This window comes from Streptomyces sp. NPDC018019, from assembly GCF_044327805.1.
GTDB lineage: Bacteria > Actinomycetota > Actinomycetes > Streptomycetales > Streptomycetaceae > Streptomyces.
Genome location: NZ_JBIRGD010000006.1, coordinates 246741 through 272653, shown reverse-complemented (window position 1 = coordinate 272653; position 25913 = coordinate 246741). Strand labels below are relative to the sequence as shown.

The following is a 25913-nucleotide window of genomic DNA, read 5'->3' as shown; positions in this document are numbered from 1 at the left end:
GGTCCGTTCACCGCCATTGTGCCCATGAATGCTCCCCTGCCCCTCTCGCCCTTCTGCTGCTTGCTGCACGGAAGTTGGGCGCTGACAATGAGCACAATGGCGAACGGGGACGAACATGCGCCTAATATTCGGGGAAGAACACAGTCAGGGTGTTTCTGTACAGCTGCGGCGCGCTCGGGAAGACGTCTGGCGTCAGCTGCACGCCACCGAAGTGGTACAGGCGTTGCGGATCGTGCGCAAAGAGGTGTGGCCACTCGCCGAGGAACTGAGCGAGCGTGCGCCCAGGACTTTCGACGCGCACCGGGACGCGCTCGCGGTCCTGCTGAACGACTGCGCACTGGCTCTTGTCGACGAGACGCCGAGGCCGCCGGTGGCCTCCTTCGACGCTCCGCGGGTCCGCAGGATCGAGATCCGGGACGTCGACGGCCTGCTGGACGCGGGGCGCCCGGGCGAGCGGCCCGTCATCGAACAGCTCTTCTGCCGTGCGCTCCATGTGGTCCGGGACCCCGTGCTGCGTGAGGTGATCGCAGCGAATCGGCAGGGTGTGCAGATCCTCCAGCGGGCCGGTCGCCGGATCCGGATGCTCGTGGACGCCGTGTGAGTGTGGGGGAATTCCAGTGCCAGGTATCGGTCTCGATCACCTCGCCGGCCGGATCATGCGGGCCGGCGAGGGCAGGATGCTCCGCAGGCTTGAGGCGGAGGTGAGGCATGTCAATTCCCTGGAGGCGGAGTTACGGGGGCTGAGCGACGAGGAACTGCGAGCGCTCACCGCGGAATTCAAGGAGCGTTACGCCGGTGGCGAGAGCCTGGACGACCTGCTGGTCGAGGCGTACGCCGCGATGCGGGAGGCGACGCGGCGCACACTGGGGCTGCGCCCCTTCGACGTCCAGGTCATGGGCGGCGCGGCGCTCCATCTGGGCAACATCGCCGAGATGCAGACCGGCGAAGGCAAAACCCTTGCCGCCACCCTGCCTGCGTACCTGAACGCTCTCAGCGGCAAGGGCGTCCACCTGGTCACGGTCAACGACTACCTGGCGGAGCGCGACGCCGCGTGGATGGGCCCGGCGTACCGTTTCATGGGGCTGAGCGTCGGCGTCGTCACGGCGCATTCCACTACGGCTGAGCGCCGCGCGCAATACGCCTGCGACATCACGTACGGCACCAACACCGAGTTCGGCTTCGACTATCTGCGCGACAACATGGCCTGGTCGCAGGGCGAACTGGTCCAGCGCGGGCACCACTTCGCCATTGTCGACGAGGCCGACTCGATCCTCATCGACGAGGCACGCACCCCGCTGATCATCTCCGGGCCGGCCGAGCAGCCCACCCACTGGTACGGGGCGTTCGCCAAGCTGGTCGGGCGGATGCGGGGCGTCAGCGTGCAGGAGGAGTTCTTTCCCCGGCAGGCGGACAAGGACCGGCTCGCCGAGTTGCGGGCCACATACGATTATGAGTACGACCCGAAGAAGCGCACGGTGGGAATTCTGGACCGGGGGGTGGAATTCCTCCAGGACCAGTTCGGCATAGAGAGTCTGTACGAGTCCGAACACACGCCGCTGATCGGCCACCTCAACAACGCGCTCAAGGCCAAGGAACACTTCAAGCGGGACAAGGACTACGTCGTCGTGAACGGTGAGGTGCTCATCGTCGACGAGCACACGGGCCGCATCCTCGCCGGGCGGCGCTACAACGAGGGGCTGCACCAGGCGATCGAGGCCAAGGAGGGGGTGACGGTCAAGGACGAGAACCAGACCCTGGCCACCATCACCCTGCAGAACTTCTTCCGCCTCTACGAGAAGCTCGGCGGCATGACCGGCACGGCGATGACCGAGGCGGCCGAATTCCACCAGATCTACAAACTGCACGTCATTCCCATACCGACGAACCGCCAGATGGTCCGCCGAGACGATCCCGACCAGGTCTACCGCACCGAGGAGGCGAAATACGCCGCGATTCTGGCGGACATCGAGGAGTGCAACAGGGCGGGACGGCCGGTGCTGGTGGGGACCGCCTCCGTCGAGAAGTCCGAGCTGCTGTCCGGGCTGCTCGCGAAGAAGGGCATCCGGCACGAGGTGCTCAACGCCAGGAACCACGAGCGCGAGGCCCAGATCGTCGCGCAGGCGGGCCGCAAGGGCGCCGTCACCGTGGCCACGAACATGGCGGGCCGGGGCACCGACATCATGCTCGGCGGCAACCCGGAGGTGCTGGCGGCCGACGAGCTCCCCGAGGACGCGAGCGACCAGGACCGGCAGGCCGTACTCGACCGGGTCGGCGCGCGGGCCGCGGCCGAGCATGAGGAAGTGACCGGGCTCGGCGGCCTCTACGTGCTGGGCACCGAGCGGCACGAGTCACGGCGCATCGACAACCAGCTGCGCGGCCGGGCCGGGCGCCAGGGCGACCCCGGCGCCTCCCGCTTCTACCTCTGCCTCCAGGACGACCTGCTGCGGCTGTTCCGTCCCCAGGTGGTCGATCGCGTGATGTCGATGGCGAACGTGCCCGACGACGTACCGATCGAGAACAAGATGCTCACCCGCGCGATCGCCTCCGCCCAGGCCCAGCTGGAACGGCAGCACTTCGAGTCGCGCAAGGACGTCCTGAAGTTCGACGAGGTCCTCAACCGCCAGCGCACCAGCGTCTACGCCGAACGCCGCCGCATTCTCGCGGGTGAGGACCTGAGCGAACCGATCCGGCAATTCATGGACGACACCGTCCGGTCGTACATCGGGCAGGAGACCGGCGAGGGCTTCCCCGAGGAGTGGGATCTGGACCGGCTGTGGAGCGCCCTCGGGCAGCTCTACCCCGTCCGGGTCACCGTCGAGGACCTGGAGGAGAACGCGGGCGGCCGGGCGGGCATCACCGCCGACGCTCTCATCGAGGCAGTGACGGCGGACATGCACACCCAGTACGCGCAGCGGGAGGCGGAACTCGGCTCCCAGGCCCTGCGCGCACTGGAACGCCTGGTGGTCCTGTCCGTCCTCGACCGCAAGTGGCGCGAGCACCTCTACGAGATGGACCTCCTGCGTGAGGGGATCGGTCTGCGCTGGACGCTCGGCCGGGAGCCGATCATCGAGTACGAACGCGAGGGCTTCGACATGTACAGCGCCATGATGGACGCCGTCAAGGAAGAGACCATCGGATACGTCTTCCACCTCGACGCCGCGGCCGAGAGCGTTCAGGACCTCTTGCACCGCACCCCGGCCGACGGCCTGCGCCTCACGGCCCCCACGATGGACACGGCGGAGGGCGTCGTCGAGAGGGACCTGCCCCCGACCGACACGGTATCGCCACAGCCCTCCACCACCGCTCCCGCTCCCGACGCCTCTTCCGAGAGGTCCCGCCGTGCCGCCAAGGGCCGCAGGCAACGCCGCGGGAGGTGAGAAGTGAGCGGTCGTCGCCGGCCTCAAGCCGTGGGTGGCTCGCTGGCCACCAGCCACATCGAGAAGAACTGCGAGCCGCCCCCGTACGCGTGGCCCAGTGCCCGGCGGGCGTCGGGGACCTGGTGTTCGCCTGCCCGGCCGCGGACCTGGAGGGCCGCCTCGGCGAAGCGGATCATGCCGGAGGCGCCGATGGGGTTGGCGGAGAGCACGCCGCCGGAGGGGTTGACGGGGAGGTCGCCGTCGAGTTCGGTCACCCCGGATTCGGTGAGCTTCCAGCCCTCGCCCGGCGCGGCGAAGCCCAGGTTCTCCAGCCACATCGGCTCGTACCAGCTGAACGGCACGTACATCTCGACCGCGTCGATCTCCCGGCGCGGGTCGGTGATCCCGGCCTGCCGGTAGACGGCCGCGGCGCAGTCCTTGCCCGCCTGCGGGGAGACGAAGTCCTTGCCCGCGAAGAGGGTGGGTTCGCTGCGCATCGCCCCGCCGTGCACCCAGGCGGCGGGCCCGGGTGCGCGCCGCGCGCCCGCGCGGTCGGTCAGGATCATCGCGCAGGCGCCGTCGGACGACGGACAGGTCTCGGAGTAGCGGACGGGGTCCCAGAGCATCGGGGACGCCTGGACCTTCTCCAGGGTGATGTCGTGCTCGTGGAGGTGGGCGTACGGGTTCTTCAGCGCGTTGCGGCGGTCCTTGTAGGCGACCAGGGAGCCGACCGTGGCGGGCGCGCCCGTGCGGCGCATGTAGGCGCGTACGTGCGGGGCGAAGAAGCCGCCCGCCCCGGCCAGCAGCGGCTGCTGGAACGGCACCGGCAGCGACAGCCCCCACATCGCGTTGGACTCGGACTGCTTCTCGAAGGCGAGGGTCAGTACGGTGCGGTGCACCCGGGCGGCGACGAGGTCGGCCGCGACCAGGGCGGTGGAGCCGCCGACCGAGCCGGCGGTGTGCACCCGCAGCATCGGTTTGCCGACCGCGCCGAGCGCGTCGGCGAGGTAGAGCTCGGGCATCATCACGCCCTCGAAGAAGTCGGGGGCCTTGCCGATGACCACCGCGTCGATGTCCTGCCATGTCAGCCCGGCGTCCTGGAGCGCCCGGTGGGCGGCCTCGCGGACCAGCCCGGCGATGGAGACGTCGCGGCGGGCGGCGACGTGCCGGGTCTGGCCGACGCCGATGACGGCGACGGGTTCCTTGGAAGCTGCGGTCTTCGGCGCTCCGGCCTTGTTCATCGCGGCTCCCCTTCGAGTACGGCGACCAGGTTCTGCTGGAGGCAGGGCCCCGAGGTGGCGTGGGCCAGCGCCCGTCGCGACGTGCCGCGCCGGATGCGCAGCGCTGCCTCGCCGATCCGGATGAGGCCGGTGGCCATCATGGGGTTGGCGGCGAGCGCCCCGCCGGACGGGGTGATCCGTACGCCGTCGTCCAGCCGCAGCGCCCTGCGCAGGACGATCTCCTGGGAGGTGAACGGCGCGTGCAGTTCGGCGGTGTCGACCGGCTGCTGGAAGGCGCCGGCGCGCTCCGCGGCGAGCCGGGTGGACGGTGAGTCGGTGAGGTCCCGTACGCCGAGTGCGTGCGCCTCGGTGCGGTGGTTCATGCCGCGGATCCAGGCGGGCCGGTCGCACAGCCGCCGCGCCGTGTCCCCGGCGGCGAGGACCACCGCGGCGGCGCCGTCGGTCACGGGCGGGCAGTCGCCGGTGCGCAGCGGCTGGACGACGTACGGGCCGGGCGGCGCCGGCTCCGTCCGCGGGCCGCCCGCCGCGTCGGCGCGGCTGCGGGCCGCGACCGAGGCCAGCGCCGCTTCGTCGGCGGCGCCGGCGTCGATGAGGGCGCGGGCCTGGAGGGCGGCCAGGGCGACGGAGTCGGGCCACAGCGGCGCGAGGTAGTACGGGTCCAGCTGGCGGGTGAGCACGTCGCGCACCTCGCCGGACGAGGACTTGCCGTACGCGTACACGAGCGCGGTCTCGGCGTCGCCGGTCAGCAGTTTGACCCACGCTTCGTACAGGGCCCAGGCGCCGTCCGTCTCGACGTGCGACTCGGCGATGGGCGGCCAGGCGCCGACGCTGTCCAGCGCCATGGTGAAGGAGAAGGCGCGCCCGGCGAGGTAGTCCGACGATCCGGAGCAGGTGAAGTCGATTTCTCCGGCCCGCAGCCCGGCCTGGCCCAGGGCGTCCTGGAGGACCGGCAGCAGCAGTTCGGCCTCGGAGACCTCGGCGGAGTCGGGGAGGGGGCCGCTCTGTGCGAAGGCGACGACCGCGATCTCGCGCGGGGGCGCGGGCGGGCCGGGGGTCGCGGACATCAGACCAGCTCCTTGTAGCTGTCGTAGTCGGCGTCGGGTTCACCGGTGGGCCGGTAGTGGTCCGGGTAGCGGCTGCCGTCGCGCCACACCGGCGTCACCCGCAGGCCCATCCGCACCTGGTCGTACGGGATGCCGCCGATGCGCGCGTGCAGGGCGAGGTCCGCACCGTCCAGGGCGATGTGCGCGTACACGTACGGCACCTCGATGTCGAGGTTCTTCGCCTTGATGTTGACGATGCAGAAGGTGGTGACGGTGCCCTCGGGGCCGACCTCGACCTGGTCGCGGGTGGCCACGCCGCAGGTGGGGCAGGCGCCGCGGGGCGGTACGTAGACCTTGCGGCAGGAGGGGCAGCGCTCGCCGACGGTGCGGCGTTCGGCCAGGGCCGCGAGGTAGCGGGACTGGGCGCGGCCGGGCGAGTAGGTGTAGTCGAGGCGGGCGGGGGTGGTGATGCCGGTGACGGGGCCGGCGAACTCGCCAGTGTGTGGGGGCGGTTCGGGGGCCTCGCGAGTGTGTGGGACCGGTTCGGGGGCCTCGGCGCTGTGCGGAACCGGTTCGGCGCTCTCGCCGCCGGACAAGCCCGTGTCCTCCGCCGTCCGGCCCGCGTCCGGCTCGAAGCACGCGATGTCGGTGATGGCGCCGGTGCGCTCGCGCGCCCACCGGACGCGCACCCGCATCCCGGTGTGCACGGCGTCCGGCCCGGGAGCGTCCAGGGCGTGCAGCAGCGCCGTGTCCGCGCCGTCGAGGCGGACCAGTACCCAGGCGAACGGCGTGTCCAGTGGCTGGTCGCGGCGCGGGGCCGGGTTCCAGGCCCAGGTGGTGACGGTGCCGGTGCCGCCGACCTCGACGAGGTCGCGCAGCTCCGCGGCGGTGACCGGGTCGTACTCCACGGGCGGTACCAGCACCCGCCCGTCACCGGTCCGGACGCCGAGGACGGTCCGCTCGCGCAGCCCGGTGAGGAAGGCGCTCTGTACGGGCCCGAGCGACCGGGTGAAGGGGAACTCCACCACGAGGGGCGCCGAGAGCGCCTCGCGGGTGCGGGAGGTCGGTGACATGCGGGCTCCTCGCTTCCGTACGGGATGGGGCACGGCGGCCCGTCAGGCGCGCCGGAAGACGGGCGGGCGCTTCTCGGCGAAGGCCCGGGAGCCCTCCTTGGCGTCGGCCGTCTCGAAGACCGGCCAGCCGCGTGCCAGTTCGGCCTTGAGGCCGTCCTCCTCGGTCATCGCGGCGGTCTCGTAGACCGACGCTTTGACCGCCTCGACGGCGAGCGGGCCGCACGCGTTGATCCGCGCGGCGATCTCCAGTGCCGTTCCGAGCGCGTCGCCGTCCGGTACGACATGTCCGATCAGGCCGATGCGGGCGGCCTCCTCGGCGGGGTACGGGCGGCCGGTGAGCAGCATCTCCAGGGCGTGGGTGCGCGGGATCTGGCGCGGGAGCCGGACCGTCGAGCCGCCGATGGGGAACAGTCCGCGCCGTACCTCGAAGAGCCCGAACGTGGCGCTCTGCCCGGCCACCCGGATGTCGGTGCCCTGGAGGATCTCCGTGCCGCCGGCGACGCAGGGTCCCTCGACGGCGGCGATGACCGGCTTGCGCGGGCGGTGGTGGCGCAGCATCGCCTTCCAGTGCAGGTCGGGGTCGGCCTCCAGGCGCCCGCGGTACCGCTCGCCGTCCATGCCGCGGCCGGCCAGCGCCTTGAGGTCCATGCCGGCGCAGAAGGCGCCGCCCGCGCCGGTGAGCACGATCGAGCGCACCCCGTCGTCCGCGTCGGCCTCGGTCCAGCCGTCGTACAGGCCCACCAGCATCGGCAGCGACAGCGCGTTCTTCGCCTCCGGCCGGTTCAGGGTGAGCACCAGGGTCGCGCCGTCGCGTGTCACCGTCAGATGTTCGGTCCCGCCCATGCGTCCTCCCGTCCGTACGGTCGCGTGCCGGACCCGTCCGCCGCCCGGCCGGCGCCCGTCCGCCCGGAACGTAGAACAGGTTGCAGCAGCCTGGGGCCGACTTCAAGAGTTTTCTGACAGGTAGTCAGTTTCCGTCGCACCGCCCCTTCCGCCGTACGCCGCGCGGCGCTCTAATGACCGGCGGACCGACGCCGCCGCCCGCCCCTGGAGGAGACGTGGAATACAATCTCGCCGATCTGTTCGAGTCGGTCGTCGACACGGTTCCCGGCCGGGAGGCGCTGGTGTACCTGGACCACCCGGGTACGGGGGCGGAGCGCCGGCTGACCTACGCGGAGCTGGACCGGGCGGCCAACCGGCTCGCCCATCACCTGCGCGACCACGGGGTCACCCCGGGCGCGCACGTCGGCCTGCACCTCTACAACGGCGTCGAGTACCTCCAGGCCGTCTACGCCTGCCTGAAGATCCGCGCCGTCCCGGTCAACGTCAACTACCGCTACGTCGAGGACGAGCTGGCCTATCTCTACCGGGACGCCGACCTCGTCGCGCTGGTCTTCGACGCGGAGTTCACCGGCCGGGTCGCGGCCGTCCTGCCGCGCACGGAGCGGCTGCGCCACCTGATACGGGTGGGCACGCCGCCCGCGGGCGCGCCGGAACCCGTTCTCGCGCCGGTACCGTTTCCGCAGGCCGAGGCGTCCGGCGCGGCCGACCGGGACTTCGCGCCGCGCTCCGGCGGTGACCGGCTCGTCATCTACACCGGCGGCACCACCGGCATGCCGAAAGGCGTGATGTGGCGCCACGAGGACATCTTCTTCTCCGGCATGGGCGGTGGCGCGCCCACCGGCGAACCGGTGCGGCGCCCCGAGGAACTGGCCGAACGCGTCGCCGCCGGCGGGGAGGGGCTGGTCTTCTTCCCCACTCCCCCGCTGATGCACGGCACCTCCACGCTCACCGCCTTCATCGCCTTCCACTTCGGCCAGAAGGTGGTCCTGCACCGCAAGTACGTGCCGGAGGAGGTGCTGCGCACCATCGAGCGCGAGAAGGTGACCAGCGTCTCGCTGGTGGGCGACGCGATGCTGCGCCCGCTCGCGGACGCGCTGGCGGGCCCGCTCAAGGGCACCGACTGCTCCTCGCTGTTCAGCGTCAGCAGTTCCGGGGCGATCCTCTCGGAGACCGTACGGCAGCAGTTCACCGCGCTCGTGCCGGGCGCCCTGCTGCTCAACAACTTCGGCTCCTCCGAGTCGGGCTTCAACGGCACCGCCACCGAGGACTCCGGCCCGGACAAGGGCTTCCGGTTACGCGTCAACGCGCACACGGCCGTGGTCGACCCGGCCTCCCCGGCGCACGCCCCGGTGGCGGCCGGTGAGGTGGGACGGCTCGCGCTGCGCGGCCACGTACCGCTCGGCTACTACAACGACCCGCGCAAGACCGCCGAGACGTTCTTCGAGGCGGACGGCGAGCGGTGGGTGCTGCTCGGCGATATGGCCACCGTCGACGAGGCGGGCATCGTCACCGTCCTCGGGCGCGGCTCGCAGTGCATCAACTCCGGCGGCGAGAAGATCTACCCGGAGGAGGTCGAGCAGGCGCTGAAGGCCCATCCGGACGTGTACGACGCGCTGGTGGCCGGGGTGCCGGACGAGCGCTGGGGCAGCCGGGTCGCCGCGGTCGTGCAACTGCGGGAGGGGGCCGGGCCGCTGGGCCTGGAGGCGGTGCAGGAGCACTGCCGGGCGCGGCTGGCCGGCTACAAGGTGCCCCGTTCGGTCGTCTTCACCGAGCACATCCGGCGCTCCCCGAGCGGCAAGGCGGACTACCGGTGGGCGAAGGCGGTGGCGTCCGGCGCGGGCGCCCCGTAGGCGCGCCGCCCGCCACAACCGACCGGGCTCCGGCCGCCGCCCCGACGGCGGCCGGAGCCCCTGACCGGCAGGTTCATCCGGTACGGCGGCGGAGGCGGCGCGGCCCACACATCCGGGAGCGGATGTGCGCCGCGCCGGGCCGGGGTATGACAGCGAGATTCTTGGACATGTTGGCGTTCTCCTGATTGGGAGGAAGGGGACATCCGCACGGTTGCCCGCACCCCGCGGCGGGACGACAACCGGTCCCGCCGCTTCACCCGCTTGGCACACGCCGCGCCGCCCGAATGCAGCAAGCGGGGGCACGTTCCAAGGGTGGGAAGGCGCCCGGCGGCGGTTCTAGGCTGAAGCATGGACTTCGACGGCGTGGAGCCCGGTGGCGCCCTTTCCGGTGCGTACGACTCCCGGGTGCGGCTGGATCCGGCGGAGCACGATCCCCGCTCCGACCCGGACTCGCTGTGCGCGGCGGGGCCGGTGGTGCCCGTTCTGCTGCCGGGCGGGGTGACGGCCTGGCTGGTGACCGGGCATCAGGCCGGGCGGGCGGTGCTGGCGGACAGCCGCTTCGTCAAGGACATCGGCGCCTGGCGCGCCTGGCGCAGCGGGGAGGTGCCGCGCTCCTGGCCGCTGGCGCCGCTGCTGACCGTGGCGAACATGACCACCGCGACGGCGGGCGACCACACCCGGCTGCGCGCGCCGCTGGCCCGCGCGTTCACCGCGCGCCGCGTGGCGCAGCTCCAGCCGCGCGTCGAGGAGCTGACCGGGGAACTGCTGGACGGCCTCGCCGCCGGCCGTGCGGCGGACCCGGTCGAGCTGCGCGCCCGCTTCGCCCATCCGCTGCCGGTACGGGTCATCTGCGAGCTGTTCGGCGTCCCGGACGACCGCCGCCCCCGGCTGCAATCGCTGTGCGGGGCCCTGTTCGCCACCCCGTCGGGCCCGGCCGACGCCCTGGCCGTCCACCGCGAGCTGCGCGCCGCGCTCGCCGGTCTGCTCCGCGCGAAACGCGACCGTCCCGGGGACGACCTGACGAGCGCGCTGGTGGCCCCCGGCCACGACCTCAGCGGCAGCGAACTCGTCGACACCCTGCTGCTGATGATCGTCGCCGGCCATGAGACCACGGTGAACCTGCTGGTCAACGCCGTGCATGCGCTGCTGACCCACCCCGACCAGCTCGCCCTGGCGCGCAGTGGTCAGGTGCCCTGGAGCGCGGTGGTCGAGGAGACGCTGCGCTGGGACCCGCCGGTCGCCAACTTCCCGTTCCGCTACGCGCTGTGCGACGTGGACGTGGCCGGCCGCACCATCCGCGCGGGCGACCCGGTGATGCTCTCGTACACCGCGTTCGGCCGCGATCCGCAGCAGCACGGGCCCCGGGCCGACCGCTTCGACATCACCCGGCCCCCCACCCGCCACCTGACCTTCGGGCACGGCATCCACCACTGTCTCGGCGCGCCGCTCGCCCGGCTGGAGGCGGCCGTCGCCCTGCCCGCGCTCTTCGGCCGCTTCCCCGGCCTGGCCCTGCACGGCCCCGGTCAGCCGCCGCCCCGCCGCCCGTCCCTGGTCTTCAACGGCCTCCGGGAACTGCCGGTCGTCCTCGCCCCGCGCGGCGACGCGCGGCAGCCGCCACGCCCTCGCGACGGCTCATGACGTCCGGCCCGGTTCCGTCCCGCACACCGACCGTACGGAACGGGCCAGCGCCACCGTGTGCAGGGCGTCGAGGTGCCGCTCGTGGCGTATCCGCGCGGCGGCGCCCGCCAGGGAGGGGACGCAGTACGGGGACGTACGCGCCGCGCCGGAGGCGGCGATCGCCCGCACCAGCGCGTCGTTGACACGGTTGATCTCCTCGCGTACCTCGCCGAGGTCCGGCCGCCCGGCCGGTGCCTGTGCCGGGTCGGCGGTCCAGCGGCGGTGCAGCCCCCGCTGGACGGTCTTGTTCGCCTCGATCTGGTCCCGGAAGATCCGCCTGGTGCGCCCCGGATCGGTGCCCAGCTCCGCGGCCCGCCGCGCGGCGGTGTCCAGCACCTGCCGCTCGCGCACCGGGTCGTCGACGGGGCTGCCGGTCCCCCACTTCGCGGCGGCCACCAGGTCCGCGGTGGCGAGGCGCCTGGCGGACAGAGCGGCCAGGGGGTCCAGCGCGTCCGTCCCGCGGGACGCCGTCGGGGGCACGGCGCCGGCCGTCGCGGTCGCCGGGGCGGCGGTGAGGAGGACGGCCGCGGCGGCGCACGCGGCGAGCAGCCGGCGCGGGGAGGTACGCGGATTCCGTGTCACGGTCGGCCCTTTCCGTTCCCGGGGATCGGCCCGGCTCGTCCGGCCTACGCTACTGGGGGACATGGCAGGGCGGGAGTGCGGGGGGCCGCCCGCGCTCCCGCCCCGGCCCGTTCGGGGCCGTACGCCCCGGTCAGCGCCGCGGGTGCAGGATGCGGTGCTCGAAGCGGGCGAAAGCGGCCTCCTGCCGCCATTCAAGAGCGGCCTTGGGGTTCTTGGCGAGGAACCGCGAACAGGCCGTGCGGGGCGGGCGTACCCCGGGACGTTCCGCGTGGCACGCGCGCGCGAGCCCGTACCCGCGCGACCCGGTGTCCCACAGGCCGCGGCCCGGCAGGAAGGCGTGCTCCAGCGAGGCGCGGGCCAGGTCCTTCAGCTCGCGGTACCGCAGACCGTAGGTGACGGCCGCGTACCGGTAGTCGGTGCTGATGTCGCTGCGCGAGACCCCGGGGTCGTCGGTGGCCAGCACGACCGGCACCCCGTACTGCCGGTAGAGCGGGAACGGGTGGTCGGCGCCGGAGACGCCGAGGATCTGCCGGTTGCTCGTGAACGGCACCTCGACGGCGATGTTGCGCCGGGCCATCGTGCGCAGCAGCGCGGGCGCGTTGTCCTCGTGGGCGACGTCCACCCCGTGCCCGATGCGTTCCGCGTGCCCGGTGCGCACCGCCTCGTTGATGTGGAAGCGCAGGTCCTCGGGCTTGACCAGGCCGGGTACGAGTTCCCCGGCGTGCAGGGTGATGTGGGCGCGCGGGTAGACGCCGTGCAGGTAGTCCAGCATCCGCATGTGGAGCCGGTAGTTGCGCAGCGCGTTCGCCTCGTCCTCCGGCTGTACGAGGTTCACCGCCACGTACCGGCGGTCGCGTTCGGCGAGGCGCATGCCGAGGGCCATCTGGGTGAAGACACGGGCGGGTGTGCCGCCGCGCGACACCTGGGAGATGTACCGGACGGTCATCCGGCAGCCGGGGCCCGGCTTGCGGGTGCCGCAGCGCGCCGCCCGGCGGAACTCCGCGGTGCCCTTATCGATCTCCCGGCCCGCCTCGCGCACCAGTTTGTCCAGCTTCCCGCCGGCCACCAGCAGTTGGTGCATCCGCGGCAGGTTCGCGTGGTAGCCGACCTGGTCGGCGAGCTTCTTGCTGCCGGACGAGGCGGGCGTGAGCATCGTCTCCAGGTAGAACTGGTTCTGCCGGGCCGCCGTGTCGGCCACGTCGGCCAGCAGCGTGCCGCCGTGGCGCCAGGCCACTTCGCCGAACTTCCCGAAGGCGGCGAAGAAGTGGTCGTGCCCGGACTCGCCGGACGCGGACGAGAAGTCCTGCATCGACCAGGCCCGCAGGATGCGCTGGTGGAAGGCGCGGTCGGTGCGCGCCTGCGCCGCCGGGCGGGTGCCGGGCCCGCACGGGGCGGGGCGGGCCGTCATCGTCCTGGTCTCGATGCACAGCCCGTCGTCCCCGGCCAGCTTGATCAGCAGCTCGGTCGAGGCCGCGCCCGACAGGTGGTTGTGCAGGTCGCCGCCCTTGGGCAGGCCGCGGAAGAAGGCGCGCAGCGCCGCGGGCCGGTTCCTGATCCGGTCGAGGTGGGCGTCGACCTGCCGCTCGGCTCCGGTGGGGGCGGCGGCCGCGCGCGGGAGCACCGCGTCCGGAACGGATGTGCCGGGGCCGGGCGGTGCGGCGAGCGCGGAGGAGGGCAGCAGCGACAGTACGGCCAGCAGGCCCGTACCCACCACGAGCGGGGTAGACCGGCGATGCCGTCGGCGAGGATGAGGGTTGGTGATCACGCGCTCATCCTGACGAATCCGGCGGCCTCTTGGGCGGCGGCAGGCGGGGCTGCGTCTCCTTGGGTGAACGGGAATCCGCCGAGCCGCGCGTCGGTGCCGGGCGGCCGGAGCGCAGGCGCGGCCGGGACCGGGGGCGGGTGCCCGCTTCCCGGTCTTGGCCCCGGCGACCGGCCGTCACGGCCCCGGCGACCGGCCTCCCGCAGCGGAGGCCGGTCGCCGTTCCCCGCTCAACCGGCCCTGGTCATCGTGGAGTCGTAACCTCCGCCGCCCGGGTAGAACCACGCTCCGGAGAGGCTGTTCCCGTCCGCGGCGAAGGTGCCCCGGAAGTACGCGGGCGATCCCTTCTCGCCACCCCAGATGGTCAGGGTGTCCCCCTCGATCTCGTACACGTAGTCGAACGTGTGGCCCTCGCTGTCGTAGAAACGGGACCTGATCTCGTCGCCCGGTGTGGGCGCACCGAACGGCTTCTCCCGGCCGATCACCTCGATACCGGTGATCCGCCGTCCGGCCTGTGCCAGTTCCACTTCCTGCACCAGGAAGAAGCCGCCTTCCAGCCACCGGTAGGTGACGGCGCCCTGCGCGCCCCCGTCGACCCGCCAGCGGCCCGCCAGCCGCTCCAGCGCCCTGAGCTGCTCGTCCGGCCCTTCGGCCGGCCCACCCGGTACTCCGGCCCGCTCGCCCGTGCCGACACCTTGTTCCGCCACGTCGTTCCCGCCTCTCCGTCCGCGCCTGTCGCGCTGTCGCACCGCACCGTGGCCGTACGGAATCCGTCCCGCGCCACGGCGCCTTACGGCCATACGACCGGCGGGCCCGCGAAAAGGAATCGGCGTCCGGTTGTGGCGTACGTCACCTGGTGCCCAGTGGGGTCATCGGTGGACGTCGGCGGGGGCCACGGTGGCCGGGAGGCCGAGGGCGGGCAGCAGGTCCGGCGCGAAGGTGGTGATCTCCGCGATCCGGCCGTCCTCGATGCGCAGCACGTCGATGTTGACCGGGGTGTACGACGTCCTCCCGGGCAGCCGTACGTAGTTCGCCACAGCGGGCTGGCGGTTCACGGCGACCGGTACGGCGTACCAGTCGCCCCACGCCTGATCGCCCTCCAGGGCCGCGCGCCACATGGCGATGATGGCCGTACGCCCGTCGAAGACCAGGTGGGCGGGCGGCATGGTCTGCCGGGCGTCCTCACGCAGGAGGGCGGCCAGCGCCTCGACGTCGGCCGCCTGCGAGGCCGCGACGAACCGCTGGAGGAGGGCGCGTTCGGCCTCGCTGGGTCCGGTGGCTCCCCGTTCCCAGTCCACGCGCCGCTCGGGCAACTGCTCACGCAGCGTGGCGCGGGCACGTTGCAGCGCGCTCTTGACCGCGGCGACACTCAGTTCGAGCATCCCGGCCGTCTCCGCGGCGGGCAGGCCCACGACATCGCGCAGGATCAGCACGGCCCGCTGCCGGGGCGGCAGATGCTGGATCGCCGCCAGGAAGGCCAGTTCGACGGTCTCCCTGGCGATCACCGTGGCTTCCGGGCCGCCGTCGGCCGGTGCGGCCAGGTCCAGCAGGGCGTCCGGGTACGGCTGGAGCCAGGTGACCTCGGCCGGGGCGGAGCGCGTCGGCACACCCGCACTGTCGACCGCCACCGCGATCTCCCGGGAGCGGGCGGGAGCGGCCAGCGCGTCCAGGCAGGCGTGGGTGGCGATCCGGTAGAGCCACGCCCGGAACGTCGCCCGCCCCTCGAAACTGTGCCGCTTGCGCCAGGCCCGCAGCAGCGCCTCCTGCACCAGGTCCTCGGCATCGGTGAAGGAGCCGAGCATGCGGTAGCAGTGCACCCGTAGTTCATGCCGGTAGCGCTCGGCGAGCCGCGCGAACGCTTCCGCGTCCCCCTCCCGGACCGCGGCCTCCGCCTGCTCGTCCACCCCGTGCGGCCCACGGCCCGCACCACTCCTCGCAGTCACGACCGGCCCCTCCCGCTCACCGTGCGCGCGCCGCTGCCCGCCCGGCGGTCTCACGGCCGGGCGGGCAGCGGCAGGCGTCATCCGTCCCGGTCAGTCTCCGTCAGTCCCCGTCCGAGACGCTGGTGACGCCCACGTTGGCGTTCTCGGCGAGGCCGTCGACCGGGAACAGGAACCCGCTCTTCGCGGGCCGTTCACCCGGTCCGTGGCTGCCGGAGGCGGGGCGGGCGCCCGGCTCGTCGTCGGAGTCGGCGTGGGCCACGGCGGGCAGCACCGCGCCGGACAGGGCCGCGGCGGCGAGCAGGCCGAGCGCCGCACGCGCGGTCGTACGAAGTGATGTGCGCATGATGTTCCTTTCGATGGTTGCGGCCAGCGCACCACGGGAAGACGGCACCACTTCGCCATTGGGCCGACCGTGGGCGCGCCCGGCGCCCGTACGGCGATCCCGTACGGCAGGTCCGTACGGCGGCCTCATACGGCACCTCGTACGGCGGGCCGGGCGCGCCCCGCTCTCAGGGCCCGGGGACCAGGAACGTGCGGACCGCGTCCAGGAACTCCAGCGGGCGCTCCTCGTGGACGAGGTGTCCCGCGCCCTCGATGGTGACGAACCGGCAGTCCGGGATGGACTCGGCCATCTCCTGGAGGTGCTGTTGCGGCAGGTGGCTCGTGGAGCCGCCCGCGATCACCAGGGTCGGCGCCGTGATCTTCGCCAGTGCGTCCCACCACGCCGGGTCCGGCGCGTTGCGCAGCGCCACCACGGCGGTCTTGGCCTGCCAGTCGAAGCCCTGCGGCCCCGGTGGTGGCGGGGGCACTTCCTGGGGCGGCTCGCCCTGCCGGGGTGGCGCCGCTTCCTCCAGGACCAGGCGTTCGACGAGTTCGGGCCGGTCGGCGGCCAGCAGCAGCGCGACGATCGCGCCCAGCGAATGGCCGATCAGCGCGACGGGGCCCAGGCCCAGCTCCCGGAGGAACCCGGCCACGTCGTCGCGCCAGCGCTCGAAGCCGTACTCCCCCGGCCAGTCGCTGTTGCCGTGCCCCCGCAGATCCAGCGCGTACACCCGGTGGGTGGTGGCGAGTTGGCCGACCACGCCGCGCCAGTCCTCACCGTCCTCGCCGAGGCAGTGCAGCAGCACCGCCGGGGGCGCGTCCGCGTCGCCCCAGCACCGGTATGCCAATCGGACGTCACCGACCTGCACCTTCTGAACGTCAGTCATGCGCTCGAAGCTACCCGGGAGGCACTTCGTCACTCCCCTTGACGCGTTCGCTGCTCGCTGATTACTTGGACCGCACTGGGCAACCGAATGATCGGTCGGCACACGGAACGGTGGCGGGTATGCCGGATGCGCACGACAGGGACGGGCGGCGGGAGGCGACAACGGGTCCGTATAGGGGTCCGTATGCGGGCGCGGGCGTGGACGCGGGCGCGGGACGCGACGGGTGCGCGGGTACGGACGCGATCGACGCGGTACGGCGGCTGACCGTCGACGAGCTGCGTGCCCGGCAACTGGAGCGGCTGCGCGCCTCCTTGCGACACGCGTACGAGAACGTCCCGTTCTACCGGCAGTCCTTCGACCGGGCCGGGATCCGCCCCGAGGACTGCCGGTCGCTCGGCGACCTCGCCCGCTTCCCGTTCACCGTGAAGGACGACCTGCGGGCCAACTACCCCTTCGGCATGTTCGCCGTCCCCCAGGAGGCCGTGCGCCGCATCCACGCCTCCAGCGGGACGACCGGCCGTCCGACGGTCGTCGGCTACACCGAGCGCGACCTGTCCGTGTGGGCCGACGTCGTGGCCCGTTCGATCCACGCGGCCGGCGGCCGGCCGGGCCACAAGGTGCACATCGCGTACGGCTACGGCCTGTTCACCGGCGGCCTCGGCGCGCACTACGGTGCCGAGCGGCTCGGCTGTACGGTCGTCCCGGCGTCCGGCGGCATGACCGCCCGGCAGGTGCAGATCATCCGGGACTTCCGGCCCGAGATCATCATGGTGACGCCGACCTACATGCTGACCCTCCTCGACGAGTTCGAACGCCAGGGCGTCGATCCGCGGACCACGTCCCTGCGCACCGGGATATTCGGCGCGGAGCCGTGGACGGAGGAGATGCGGCGGGAGATCGAGGAACGCTTCGCCCTCGACGCGGTGGACATCTACGGCCTGTCGGAGGTCATGGGCCCCGGCGTCGCGCAGGAGTGCGTGGAGACCAAGGACGGGCTGCACATCTGGGAGGACCACTTCTACCCGGAAGTGGTCGACCCGGTCACCGGCGAGCCGCTGCCGGACGGCGAGCACGGCGAGCTGGTCCTCACCTCGCTCACCAAGGAGGCCATGCCGGTGGTCCGGTACCGGACCCGGGACCTGACCCGGCTGCTGCCCGGCACCGCCTGCCCCGCCTTCCGCCGCATGGAGAAGGTCACCGGACGCTGCGACGACATGATCATCCTGCGCGGTGTGAACCTCTTCCCGGCCCAGATCGAGGAAATCGTGCTGCGCACCCCGGGCGTCTCCCCGCACTTCCAGCTGCGGCTGACGCGCGAGGGCCGGATGGACCACCTGACCGTACGGGCGGAGGCACGGCCGGACGCGACCCCGGAGGACCGGACGGCCGCCATCGGCCGGATCGCCCGCGGCGTCAAGGACGGCATCGGCGTCTCGGTGGCCGTCGACATCGTCGACCCCGGAACGCTGGAACGCTCCCTGGGCAAACTCAAGCGCATCATCGACACCCGCCACTGACCCCGCCGGGGGCCGCGCCCGGGCCCACGCCTGTAGCAGCATCCGCGCCCGCACCCGGGGTCGTATCCGAACCCGTGCCTACGCCCGTGCCCGTGCCCGTAGCAGCATCCGCGCCCGGGACCACGCCCGAGCCCGGGGTCGTATCCGAACCCGCGCCCACGCCCACGCCCGAGGTCGTGCCCGGGACCACGCCACGCCCGCGCCCGTGGTCGTACCCGTGCCCGCGCTCGGGGCCGTACCCGCGCCCGCACTTGGCCTCTGCCTTCTGGGGGGCTTCCCCCCCCCCGGCCCCCGCCCCCTCCCCACCCCCTACTCAAACCCCATGCGTCACCCCCGCCCCACTCCCACACGCCCCACGCCCCCACCCCCGATCCGGTACAACACGCTCGGCCGTAGCGGTCCTTCGGGGGCGGTGGGGTCGTCGAAATCGTCGGCCGGGTTGCGGGTCATGCCGATCCGTCGCATCACGGCCTGGGAACGGACGTTGGCGGCGGTCGTCACGGCGAGGATCTCCGGGAGTGCCAGCGTGTCGAAGCCGAAGGCCAGGGCGGCCCGGGCGGCTTCGGTGGCGTACCCACGGCCCCAGGCCGGGCGGGCCAGCCGCCAGCCGATCTCCACCCCCGTGAACGGCATGCCGTCGTCCACCCGGTCCAGGCCCGCGAAGCCGATGAACTCGCCCGTGGCCCGCACCTCGACCGCCCACCAGCCGTAGCCGCGCCGGTCGAACTCGGCCCGGAAGCGCTCCACGGAGGCATCGCTCTGTTCCCGGGTGAGCAGGTCGCCCAGGTGCTCCCGCACCTCGGGGTCGGCATTCATCGCCGCCCATGGTGCGAGGTCGGAGTCCTGCCATCGGCGGAGGAGGAGGCGATCGGTGCGCAGTTCGGTCATGCCGCCCAGCCAACGTGACCGCCGGCCCCAGAGCAATCCGATTTCACCGGAGCCAGAGCCGCCCCGCCACGCAGCAGGGGCACCCGGGCAGGCCGCCACCGTACGGCGGCCCGCCCCTCGCTCCGCTTCCCGCGCCTGCCCTGCCCTCCTTCCCCGCCTCCTTTCCCGAGGTCCTGTCCGACGCCTGGCCTCACCTCACCTGGGGTCCGGCTTGATCAGCGCATACACCGCCCCGAACGGGTCCCGCAGCATGGCCAGCCTGCCTATCCCCTCGGCGTCCGTCGGCGGGAGGATGGCCGTCGCGCCGCGCTCCGTGGAGGCGGCGGCCACGGCGTCGCAGTCCTCGACGGCGAAGTACGGGTGCCACTCCGACGTCGAGCCCGCCGCGAGGTTGTCCGGGGCCAGCTGCATGAGCCCGGCGTGACCGGCGTCGCCGGACGGATCCGTGCCGGCTGGCGAGGCGATCGTGTAGACCACGTCCCCGCCCATCTTGTGGTCGGTCGTCTCCCAGGCGAGGACCGAGCGGTAGAACGCCTTCGCGGCAGCCGCGTCGGTCGTGTACAGCTCGGTCCAGCAGAGCGCGTGCGTGGCGCCGGCCAGTTCCATGCCCGGTACGTCACCCGCCTGCCAGGCGGCGAACTCGGCGCCGGTCGGGTCCGTGAACCCGGCCAGCCGGCCCGCGGTGAACACGTCGCACGGGCCGAAGCGGACCGTACCGCCGGCCTGCTCGACCGACTTGGCGAGGGCGTCCACGTCCGGCGTGTGGAAGTAGACGGTCCAGGCCGGGCGGGCGCCCTCCTCGGTCAGCGGTCCGGCCCCGGCGACGGTCTTCCCGTCGAGCTGGAAGAAGCCGTACCCGCCGGCGTCGGGCACGGCCGGCCGGAAGGTCCAGCCGAAGACGCCGCCGTAGAACGCGACGGCCGCGTCCATGTCGGGCACTCCGAGGTCGAGCCAGTTCGGTGCTCCCGGGACGTACTGGGTGGTGAGCATGGTGATCTCCTCCGGCGTCCTGTCGTCGCTGTACGACGCGGGCGGCCGCCGAGCGAGCACGTACGCCCTCGTCACCGGGGCACGGACGGGGTCCGTCGGTTCCTGACCCCCGGCACTTTTCAGCATGGCAGGGGGGTCTGACAATCGCCCTCCACGGCCGGCGGAGCGAGGGCCGTCACGCCGGTCCGGGGCCGTACCGGGCCCGGAGTTCCCGCTTGAGGATCTTGCCGCTGGCATTGCGCGGCAGCGCTTCGGCGAACAGCACCCGCTTCGGCACCTGGAACCCGGCCAGCCGTTCGCGCGCGTACGCGATCAGCTCCGCCTCGTCCGGCGCCGCCGTGCCCGCGCGCGGGACGACCACGGCCGTCACCGCCTCGATCCAGCGTTCGTCCGGCAGCCCGATCACCGCCACCTCGGCGACCCCGGGGTGGGCGTACAGCGCGTCCTCCACCCGGCGCGAGGCCACCAGCACACCGCCCGAGTTGATGACGTCCTTGACCCGGTCGACGATGGTGAAGTAGCCCGCCGGGTCCCGTACGGCCAGGTCCCCGGAGCGGAACCAGCCGTGCCGGAACGCCGCCGCGGTCTCCGCCGGCTTGTCCCAGTAGCCGGAGCACAGCTGGGGCGAGCGGTAGACGATCTCCCCGGGCGTGCCGTCGAGCACCTCCGCGCCCCGCTCGTCCACCACCCGCGCCTCCACGAACAGCACCGGCCGGCCGCACGAGTCCAGCCGTCCCTCGTGCTCGTCCGGCCCCAGCACGGTGGCCAGCGGGCCGATCTCGCTCTGTCCGAAGCAGTTGTAGAAGGCGAGTCCGGGCAGCCGGGCGCGCAGCCGCTCCAGCACGGGCACCGGCATGACGGACGCGCCGTAGTACGCCTTGCGGAGGCCGCCGAGGTCGCGGGAGGCGAAGCCGGGGTGCCGGGAGAGACCGATCCACACGGTGGGCGGCGCGAACAGGCTGTCGGCCCGCCCCGCCTCCACCAGTTCGAAGATCCGGTCCGGGTCCGGGGCATCGAGGATGACGTTCTCCGCGCCCACGGCGAGGTAGGGCATCAGGAACACGTGCAGCTGCGCCGAGTGGTAGAGCGGCAGGCTGTGCACGGGCCGGTCGGTCGCTTCGAGGTCCAGGGCGACGACGGCCGAGGTGTACGCGTGCACCAGCGCGCCGTGCGTCATCATCGCGCCCTTGGGCAGCCCGGTCGTGCCGGACGTGTAGAGCAGCTGGACCAGTTCGTCGGAGCCCGAGCCGTACGGGCCGCCCGACCTGCCCGCTTGGACGACCGCCGTGCCTTCGGGTAGCCCCTCCCGCGCACGTTCCAGCAGTGACCCGGTGGCATCGCGCAGCGCCATGGTGCGGACGCCGGGCGGCAGCCGGTGTTCCAGCGCGGGATCGGCGAGGACGAGGGAGCTGCCCGACTGCTCGATGATGTAGCGCAGTTCGTCGCCGGTGAGGTGGTGGTTGACGGGTACGTGCACGAGCCCGCCGCGCGCGCAGGCCAGGAAGGCGATCACGTACGCGTCGGAGTTGTGCCCGTAGGCGGCGACCCGGTCGCCGGGCTCCGCGCCGCCGTCCAGCAGGGCGCGCATGGCGGCCGTCACCGCGTCGTCCAGTTCGCGGTAGGTCCAGGACCGGTCGCCGTAGCGCACCGCCGTGCGGTCTGGTGTCCGGTGCGCGCTGCGCCGCAGGACCCCGTCGACCGTGTTCGTCCGCACTCCCGTCATGGCGTGATCCTGTGCCCGGGCCCCGGCCCGGTCAAGGGAGCGGGGCGGGGCGGGACATTCCGGGGCGCGGAGCGAGCCAAAGGCCGGGACGCGCCGGGCCGGTCGCGGCCGGTCCTGGTTATGCTCGCCTCCTTGTGCTCAAACTCCTCTGTACTCCCGCAAGTTCGCACGTGCTCCGTGTACGGCACCTTCAGGACCACAGGGAGGATCACCCGATATGCGCAACCGATTCAGCAGGCTCGCCGCGGCCGGGGTGGTGGTGCTAACCGCGGCGTCGCTGTCCCCCGCCCCGGGCGCGGCCGCCGCCGGAACGTCCCACCGGTCGGGCGGCGGCCTCTCCGCCGACATCCGCTACACCGAATACGGCATTCCGCACATCGTCGCCGGCGACTACCCCGGTCTGGGCTTCGGCGTGGGCTGGGCGCAGGCCGCCGACCAGGTCTGCACCCTCGCCGACGGCTTCGTCACGGTACGCGGCGAACGCTCCCGGCACTTCGGCGCCACGGGCCGCCCCGACGGTTCGCACTCCTCCGCGAGCACCAACCTGGCCAGCGACCTCTTCTTCAAGGGGGTGCGGCAGGCCGGCACCGTCGAGAAGCTGCTGCGGCAGCCCGCACCGGCCGGGCCGAGCTACGCGGCGAAGGAGCTGATGCGCGGCTGGGCGGCGGGGTACAACGCCTGGCTGGCGCAGCAGAAGATCACCGATCCGGCCTGTGCGGGCCAGGACTGGGTCAAACCGGTCACCCAGCTGGACGTGGCGGCCAACGCCCACGCGCTCCTGATCACGGCCGGCCAGGCCGACGCGGTGGACGGCATCACCGCGGCCGGGCCGCCCGCCGCCGGCCGGTCGCCCGCCCCCACCGCCCACCGGGGCCGGCAGCAGGCCGCCCGGGAGGCCGTCGCCGCCGTCCGTTCCCGCCTGGCGCGCGGCGCCGGGGGCCTGGGCTCCAACGCCGTCGCGTTCCGCGGTGACACCACCGCCAACGGCCGCGGCCTGCTCCTGGGCAATCCGCACTACCCGTGGTCCGGTGGCCGCCGTTTCTGGCAGGCGCAGGTGACCATCCCCGGCGAACTCAACGCGGCGGGCGGCCTGCTCCTCGGCTCGCCCACCCCCTCCATCGGCCACAACGCCCGCGTCGCGTGGAGTCACACGGTCGCCACCGGCGTGCCCATGAACCTCCACCAGCTCACCCTGGACCCGGCCGGCCCGACCGCGTACCTGGTGGACGGCGTGCCGGAGCGGATGACGCGGCGGACCGTGCGGGTCCCGGTCAAGGACGGCCCGGACGTCGTGCGCACCCAGTGGTGGACGCGCTACGGCCCGGTCGTCACCGGCTACGGCGGCCTCGATCTGCCGTGGACGGACCGCACGGCGTACGCGCTGGGCGATCCCAACGCGGCGCAGCTGCGCCTGGTCGACACCTCGCTGGGCTTCGGCAAGGCCCGGGACGTGGCGGGCATGCAGCGGGTGCTGCGCCGGACGCAGGGCCTGCCCTGGGTGAACACGATCGCCGCCGACTCTGCGGGCCGTACCCTCTTCACCCAGTCGCAGGTGCTGCCGCGCATCACCGACGCTCTGGCCGAGCGCTGTTCCACCGCGCTGGGCCGGGAGTTGTACCCGGCCACCGGGCTGGCCGTGCTGGACGGCGCGCGCTCCGGCTGCGCGCCGGGCCGCGACCGGGACGCCGTACAGCCCGGTATCTTCGGTCCGTCCGCGATGCCCACGCTCACGGACGCCCCGTACGTGGAGAACTCCAACGACAGCGCCTGGCTGGCCAACGCGGACCGGCCGCTCACGGGCTACCCGCGCGTCTTCGGCGACATCGGCACCCCGCGCGAACTGCGCACCCGCGGCGCTCTGGAGGACGTCTCCGCCCTGGCGGACCGGGGCGGCCTGACGGTGGCCGGCCTCCAGCGCCAGCAGTTCGCCAACCGGGTGCCGGCCGGTGACCTGGCCGCCGCCGGCACCGCGCGGGCCTGTGCCGCGCTCCCCGGCGGGACGGCGACCGGCAGTGACGGCAAGGCCGTCGACGTGACGGAGGCGTGCCGGGTGATCGGTGCCTGGGACCGTACGGTACGGACGGACAGCAAGGGCGCGCTCCTCTTCGACCGGTTCTGGCGCCGGCTGACCGCCACGGTGCCGCAGACCGACCTCTGGAAGACGCCTTTCGACCCGGCCGATCCGGTGCACACCCCGCGCACCCTGAACACCGCGGCCCGAGGCCTGGCGACCGCCCTCGCCGACGCGGTGGCCGAGCTGCGCGCCGCGCGTATCCCGCTGGCCGCCCCGCTGGGCGAGCACCAGTTCGTGGTACGCAACGGCAAGCGCATCCCGGTCAGCGGCGGCGCGCACGGACTGGGCGTCTGGAACATGACCGTGGGCCGGTGGGACCCGGCGGGCGGCGGCTACACCGAGGTGCGGCACGGCTCCAGCTACATCCAGGCGGTGGGTTTCGCGGCCGGCGGCTGCCCGGTGGAGGCCCGTACGCTGCTGACGTACGCGCAGTCCTCGAACCCGCGCTCGCCGCACTACAGCGACCAGACCGAGCTGTACGCGGCGAACCGGATGATCCGGTCCCGCTTCTGCGAGCGGGACGTGCTCGCCTCGCCCCAGCTGCGGGTGGTGCACGTACGCCGGCGGTGACGGCTACACGGCGCGCTCCCGGCCCGCCCAGTACGGGTCGCGGAGCCGCCGCTTGTAGAGCTTGCCGTTGGGGTCGCGCGGCATCGCCGTCACGAAGTCGACGGACCTGGGGCACTTGTAGCCCGCCAGCCGCTGCGCGCAGTGCGCCAGGATCTCCGCGGCGAGGGCCGGGCCCGCCGGGTACCCGTCGGCGGGCTCGACGACGGCCTTGACCTGCTCGCCCCAGTCGTCGTGCGGGATGCCGAAGACCGCTGCGTCGGCGACGGCGGGGTGGGCGAGCAGGGCGGACTCGATCTCGGCAGGGTAGATGTTGACCCCGCCCGAGATGATCATGTCGATCTTGCGGTCGCGGAGGAACAGATAGCCGTCCTCGTCGAGGTGTCCGAGGTCGCCGACGGTGAAGAAGTCGCCGATGCGGTTCCTGCGGGTCTTGTCCGCGTCCTTGTGGTAGCTGAAGCCGCCGGTGGCCATCTTCATGTAGACGGTGCCCAGTTCGCCGGGCGGCAGGCGGTTGCCGTCGTCGTCGAAGACCGCCAGTTCGCTGATCGGCCAGGCCCGGCCGACCGTCCCGGGCTTCTTCAGCCAGTCCTCGGCGGTGGCGAAGGCGCCGCCGCCCTCGCTCGCCGCGTAGTACTCCTCCACACAGCTCCCCCACCAGTCGATCATCGCCCGCTTGACGTGGTCGGGACAGGGCGCGGCGCCGTGGATCGCGTGCCGCATCGACGTCACGTCGTAGCGGGCCCGTACCTCCTCCGGGAGGGCGAGCAGGCGGTGGAACTGGGTGGGCACCATGTGGGTGTGGGTGCAGCGGTAGGTGTCGATCAGGCGCAGCATCTCCTCGGGCGTCCACTTGTCCATCAGGACGACCTGGTGGCCGATGTGCAGCGAGGCGCCCGCGAACTGGAGGACGGCCGTGTGGTACAGCGGCGAGCACACCAGGTGCACGTTGCCGTCGAAGGGCCGGATGCCGAAGATCCCGAGGAAGCCGCCGAGATGGGATTCCTCGGGCGGGCGTCCGGGCAGCGGGCGGCGGATGCCGCGGGGGCGTCCGGTGGTGCCGGAGGTGTAGTTCATGACCCAGCCGAGGGTGCGGTCCTCCGGCGCGGTCTCCGGCTGTCCGTCCAGGAGCGCGGCGTACGGCCGGAAGCCGGCCACCTCGCCGACCGCGTAGCGCCGTTCCGGCGGCAGTCCCGCCTCGTCGGCGGCGGCCCGGGCGGCGTCGCCGAAGCGTTCGTGCGCGATCAGCGCCCCGGCCCCCGAGTCGGCGACGATCCAGGCGATCTCCGGGCCGACGAGGTGGTGGTTGACCGGCACGAGGTAGAGGCCCGCCTGGGTGGCGGCGAGGTAGGCGGTGACCAGCTCCACGCCGTTGGGCAGCACCACCGCGAAGGCGTCGCCCCGCTCCAGGCCGGCCGCGCGCAGCCCGTGCACCAGGCGGTTGCAGGCGGCGTGCAGCCGGGCCGCGGTCCACCGGGTGCCGTCCGGGTCGATCAGGACCGTACGCTCCGGATCGGCGGCGGCCTGCGCCCAGAAGCCGTTCGGGGGTGGTGACGCCATGGATGCCGGCATGTGT

Annotated in this window: 20 protein-coding genes; 6 read left to right on the top strand and 14 right to left on the bottom strand. The window is 73.0% G+C overall.

All coding sequences use genetic code 11. From position 1 onward, the window contains the following. The first annotated feature begins 232 nt into the window (after positions 1-232). Complete coding sequence (locus ACH4FX_RS13490; protein WP_398478294.1) at positions 233-601, top strand: hypothetical protein; 369 nt, start codon at positions 233-235, stop codon at positions 599-601. 55 nt (positions 602-656) lie between these two features. After that, complete coding sequence (secA, locus tag ACH4FX_RS13485) at positions 657-3377, top strand: preprotein translocase subunit SecA (RefSeq protein WP_398478422.1); 2721 nt, start codon at positions 657-659, stop codon at positions 3375-3377. A gap of 23 nt (positions 3378-3400) precedes the next feature. On the opposite strand, the gene ACH4FX_RS13480 is transcribed toward secA, so the two are convergent. From ACH4FX_RS13480 to ACH4FX_RS13465, 4 genes are read right to left on the bottom strand one after another with little or no spacing between them, the layout of a single operon-like run. Further along, positions 3401-4597, bottom strand: a complete 1197-nt coding sequence (locus tag ACH4FX_RS13480) for a thiolase domain-containing protein (RefSeq protein ID WP_398478292.1) — start codon at positions 4595-4597, stop codon at positions 3401-3403. Further along, a complete protein-coding gene (locus tag ACH4FX_RS13475) occupies positions 4594-5661 on the bottom strand; it encodes a lipid-transfer protein (RefSeq protein WP_398478290.1) in 1068 nt (355 codons plus the stop codon). Before ACH4FX_RS13475 ends, ACH4FX_RS13480 begins: the two co-directional genes overlap by 4 nt. Beyond that, entirely contained in the window at positions 5661-6713 is a 1053-nt protein-coding gene (locus tag ACH4FX_RS13470; protein ID WP_398478288.1) for a Zn-ribbon domain-containing OB-fold protein, read from the bottom strand. Before ACH4FX_RS13470 ends, ACH4FX_RS13475 begins: the two co-directional genes overlap by 1 nt. Before the next feature lie 42 nt (positions 6714-6755). After that, entirely contained in the window at positions 6756-7556 is an 801-nt protein-coding gene (locus ACH4FX_RS13465; protein ID WP_398478286.1) for a crotonase/enoyl-CoA hydratase family protein, read from the bottom strand. Between the two features lie 215 nt (positions 7557-7771). On the opposite strand from ACH4FX_RS13465, the gene ACH4FX_RS13460 reads away from it, so the two are divergent. Then, positions 7772-9406, top strand: coding sequence for an acyl-CoA synthetase (locus ACH4FX_RS13460; RefSeq protein ID WP_398478284.1), 1635 nt, complete (start codon positions 7772-7774; stop codon positions 9404-9406). 348 nt (positions 9407-9754) lie between these two features. Then, the gene (locus ACH4FX_RS13455) at positions 9755-11044 is read left to right on the top strand and encodes a cytochrome P450 (protein WP_398478282.1); all 1290 of its coding nucleotides are present in this window, start codon (positions 9755-9757) and stop codon (positions 11042-11044) included. On the opposite strand, the gene ACH4FX_RS13450 is transcribed toward ACH4FX_RS13455, so the two are convergent. The 6 genes from ACH4FX_RS13450 to ACH4FX_RS13425 form a co-directional block, all read right to left on the bottom strand. Further along, the gene (locus ACH4FX_RS13450) at positions 11039-11665 is read right to left on the bottom strand and encodes a chorismate mutase (RefSeq protein ID WP_398478280.1); all 627 of its coding nucleotides are present in this window, start codon (positions 11663-11665) and stop codon (positions 11039-11041) included. The two genes, ACH4FX_RS13455 and ACH4FX_RS13450, sit on opposite strands and share 6 nt — an antisense overlap. A 130-nt stretch (positions 11666-11795) precedes the next feature. After that, positions 11796-13379, bottom strand: a complete 1584-nt coding sequence (locus ACH4FX_RS13445; RefSeq protein ID WP_398478278.1) for an adenosine deaminase — start codon at positions 13377-13379, stop codon at positions 11796-11798. A 278-nt stretch (positions 13380-13657) separates the two neighbouring features. Then, on the bottom strand, positions 13658-14050 hold the full coding sequence (locus ACH4FX_RS13440) for a hypothetical protein (RefSeq protein ID WP_398478420.1): 393 nt from the start codon (positions 14048-14050) through the stop codon (positions 13658-13660). Positions 14051-14296: 246 nt separating this feature from the next. Then, positions 14297-15370 (bottom strand): RNA polymerase subunit sigma-70, encoded by a 1074-nt coding sequence (locus tag ACH4FX_RS13435; RefSeq protein ID WP_398478276.1) that lies wholly within the window; start codon positions 15368-15370, stop codon positions 14297-14299. Positions 15371-15470: 100 nt separating this feature from the next. Continuing rightward, positions 15471-15713 (bottom strand): hypothetical protein, encoded by a 243-nt coding sequence (locus ACH4FX_RS13430; protein WP_398478274.1) that lies wholly within the window; start codon positions 15711-15713, stop codon positions 15471-15473. Positions 15714-15879: 166 nt separating this feature from the next. Next, positions 15880-16578 carry an alpha/beta fold hydrolase gene (locus ACH4FX_RS13425; protein ID WP_398478272.1) on the bottom strand — a complete coding sequence of 233 codons (699 nt, stop codon included), beginning with the start codon at positions 16576-16578 and terminating at the stop codon, positions 15880-15882. A gap of 119 nt (positions 16579-16697) precedes the next feature. Here ACH4FX_RS13425 and paaK point away from each other — a divergent pair, with 119 nt between their 5' ends. Beyond that, complete coding sequence (paaK, locus tag ACH4FX_RS13420) at positions 16698-18095, top strand: phenylacetate--CoA ligase PaaK (RefSeq protein WP_398478270.1); 1398 nt, start codon at positions 16698-16700, stop codon at positions 18093-18095. 327 nt (positions 18096-18422) lie between these two features. On the opposite strand, the gene ACH4FX_RS13415 is transcribed toward paaK, so the two are convergent. The 3 genes from ACH4FX_RS13415 to ACH4FX_RS13405 all read right to left on the bottom strand — a co-directional run bounded on the left by ACH4FX_RS13415 (position 18423) and on the right by ACH4FX_RS13405 (position 21696). Further along, positions 18423-18983 carry a GNAT family N-acetyltransferase gene (locus ACH4FX_RS13415; protein ID WP_398478268.1) on the bottom strand — a complete coding sequence of 187 codons (561 nt, stop codon included), beginning with the start codon at positions 18981-18983 and terminating at the stop codon, positions 18423-18425. A gap of 195 nt (positions 18984-19178) precedes the next feature. Next, positions 19179-19973: a VOC family protein gene (locus ACH4FX_RS13410; RefSeq protein WP_398478266.1), complete on the bottom strand. Its 795-nt coding sequence runs from the start codon at positions 19971-19973 to the stop codon at positions 19179-19181. A gap of 175 nt (positions 19974-20148) precedes the next feature. After that, positions 20149-21696, bottom strand: coding sequence for an acyl-CoA synthetase (locus tag ACH4FX_RS13405; RefSeq protein ID WP_398478264.1), 1548 nt, complete (start codon positions 21694-21696; stop codon positions 20149-20151). A 217-nt stretch (positions 21697-21913) separates the two neighbouring features. Between ACH4FX_RS13405 and ACH4FX_RS13400 the strand changes: the two genes are divergently transcribed. Beyond that, the gene (locus tag ACH4FX_RS13400) at positions 21914-24340 is read left to right on the top strand and encodes a penicillin acylase family protein (protein WP_398478262.1); all 2427 of its coding nucleotides are present in this window, start codon (positions 21914-21916) and stop codon (positions 24338-24340) included. 3 nt (positions 24341-24343) lie between these two features. Here the strand turns inward: ACH4FX_RS13400 and ACH4FX_RS13395 are convergent, their stop codons facing one another. Then, positions 24344-25909: an acyl-CoA synthetase gene (locus ACH4FX_RS13395; protein ID WP_398478261.1), complete on the bottom strand. Its 1566-nt coding sequence runs from the start codon at positions 25907-25909 to the stop codon at positions 24344-24346. Positions 25910-25913 lie beyond the last annotated feature (4 nt).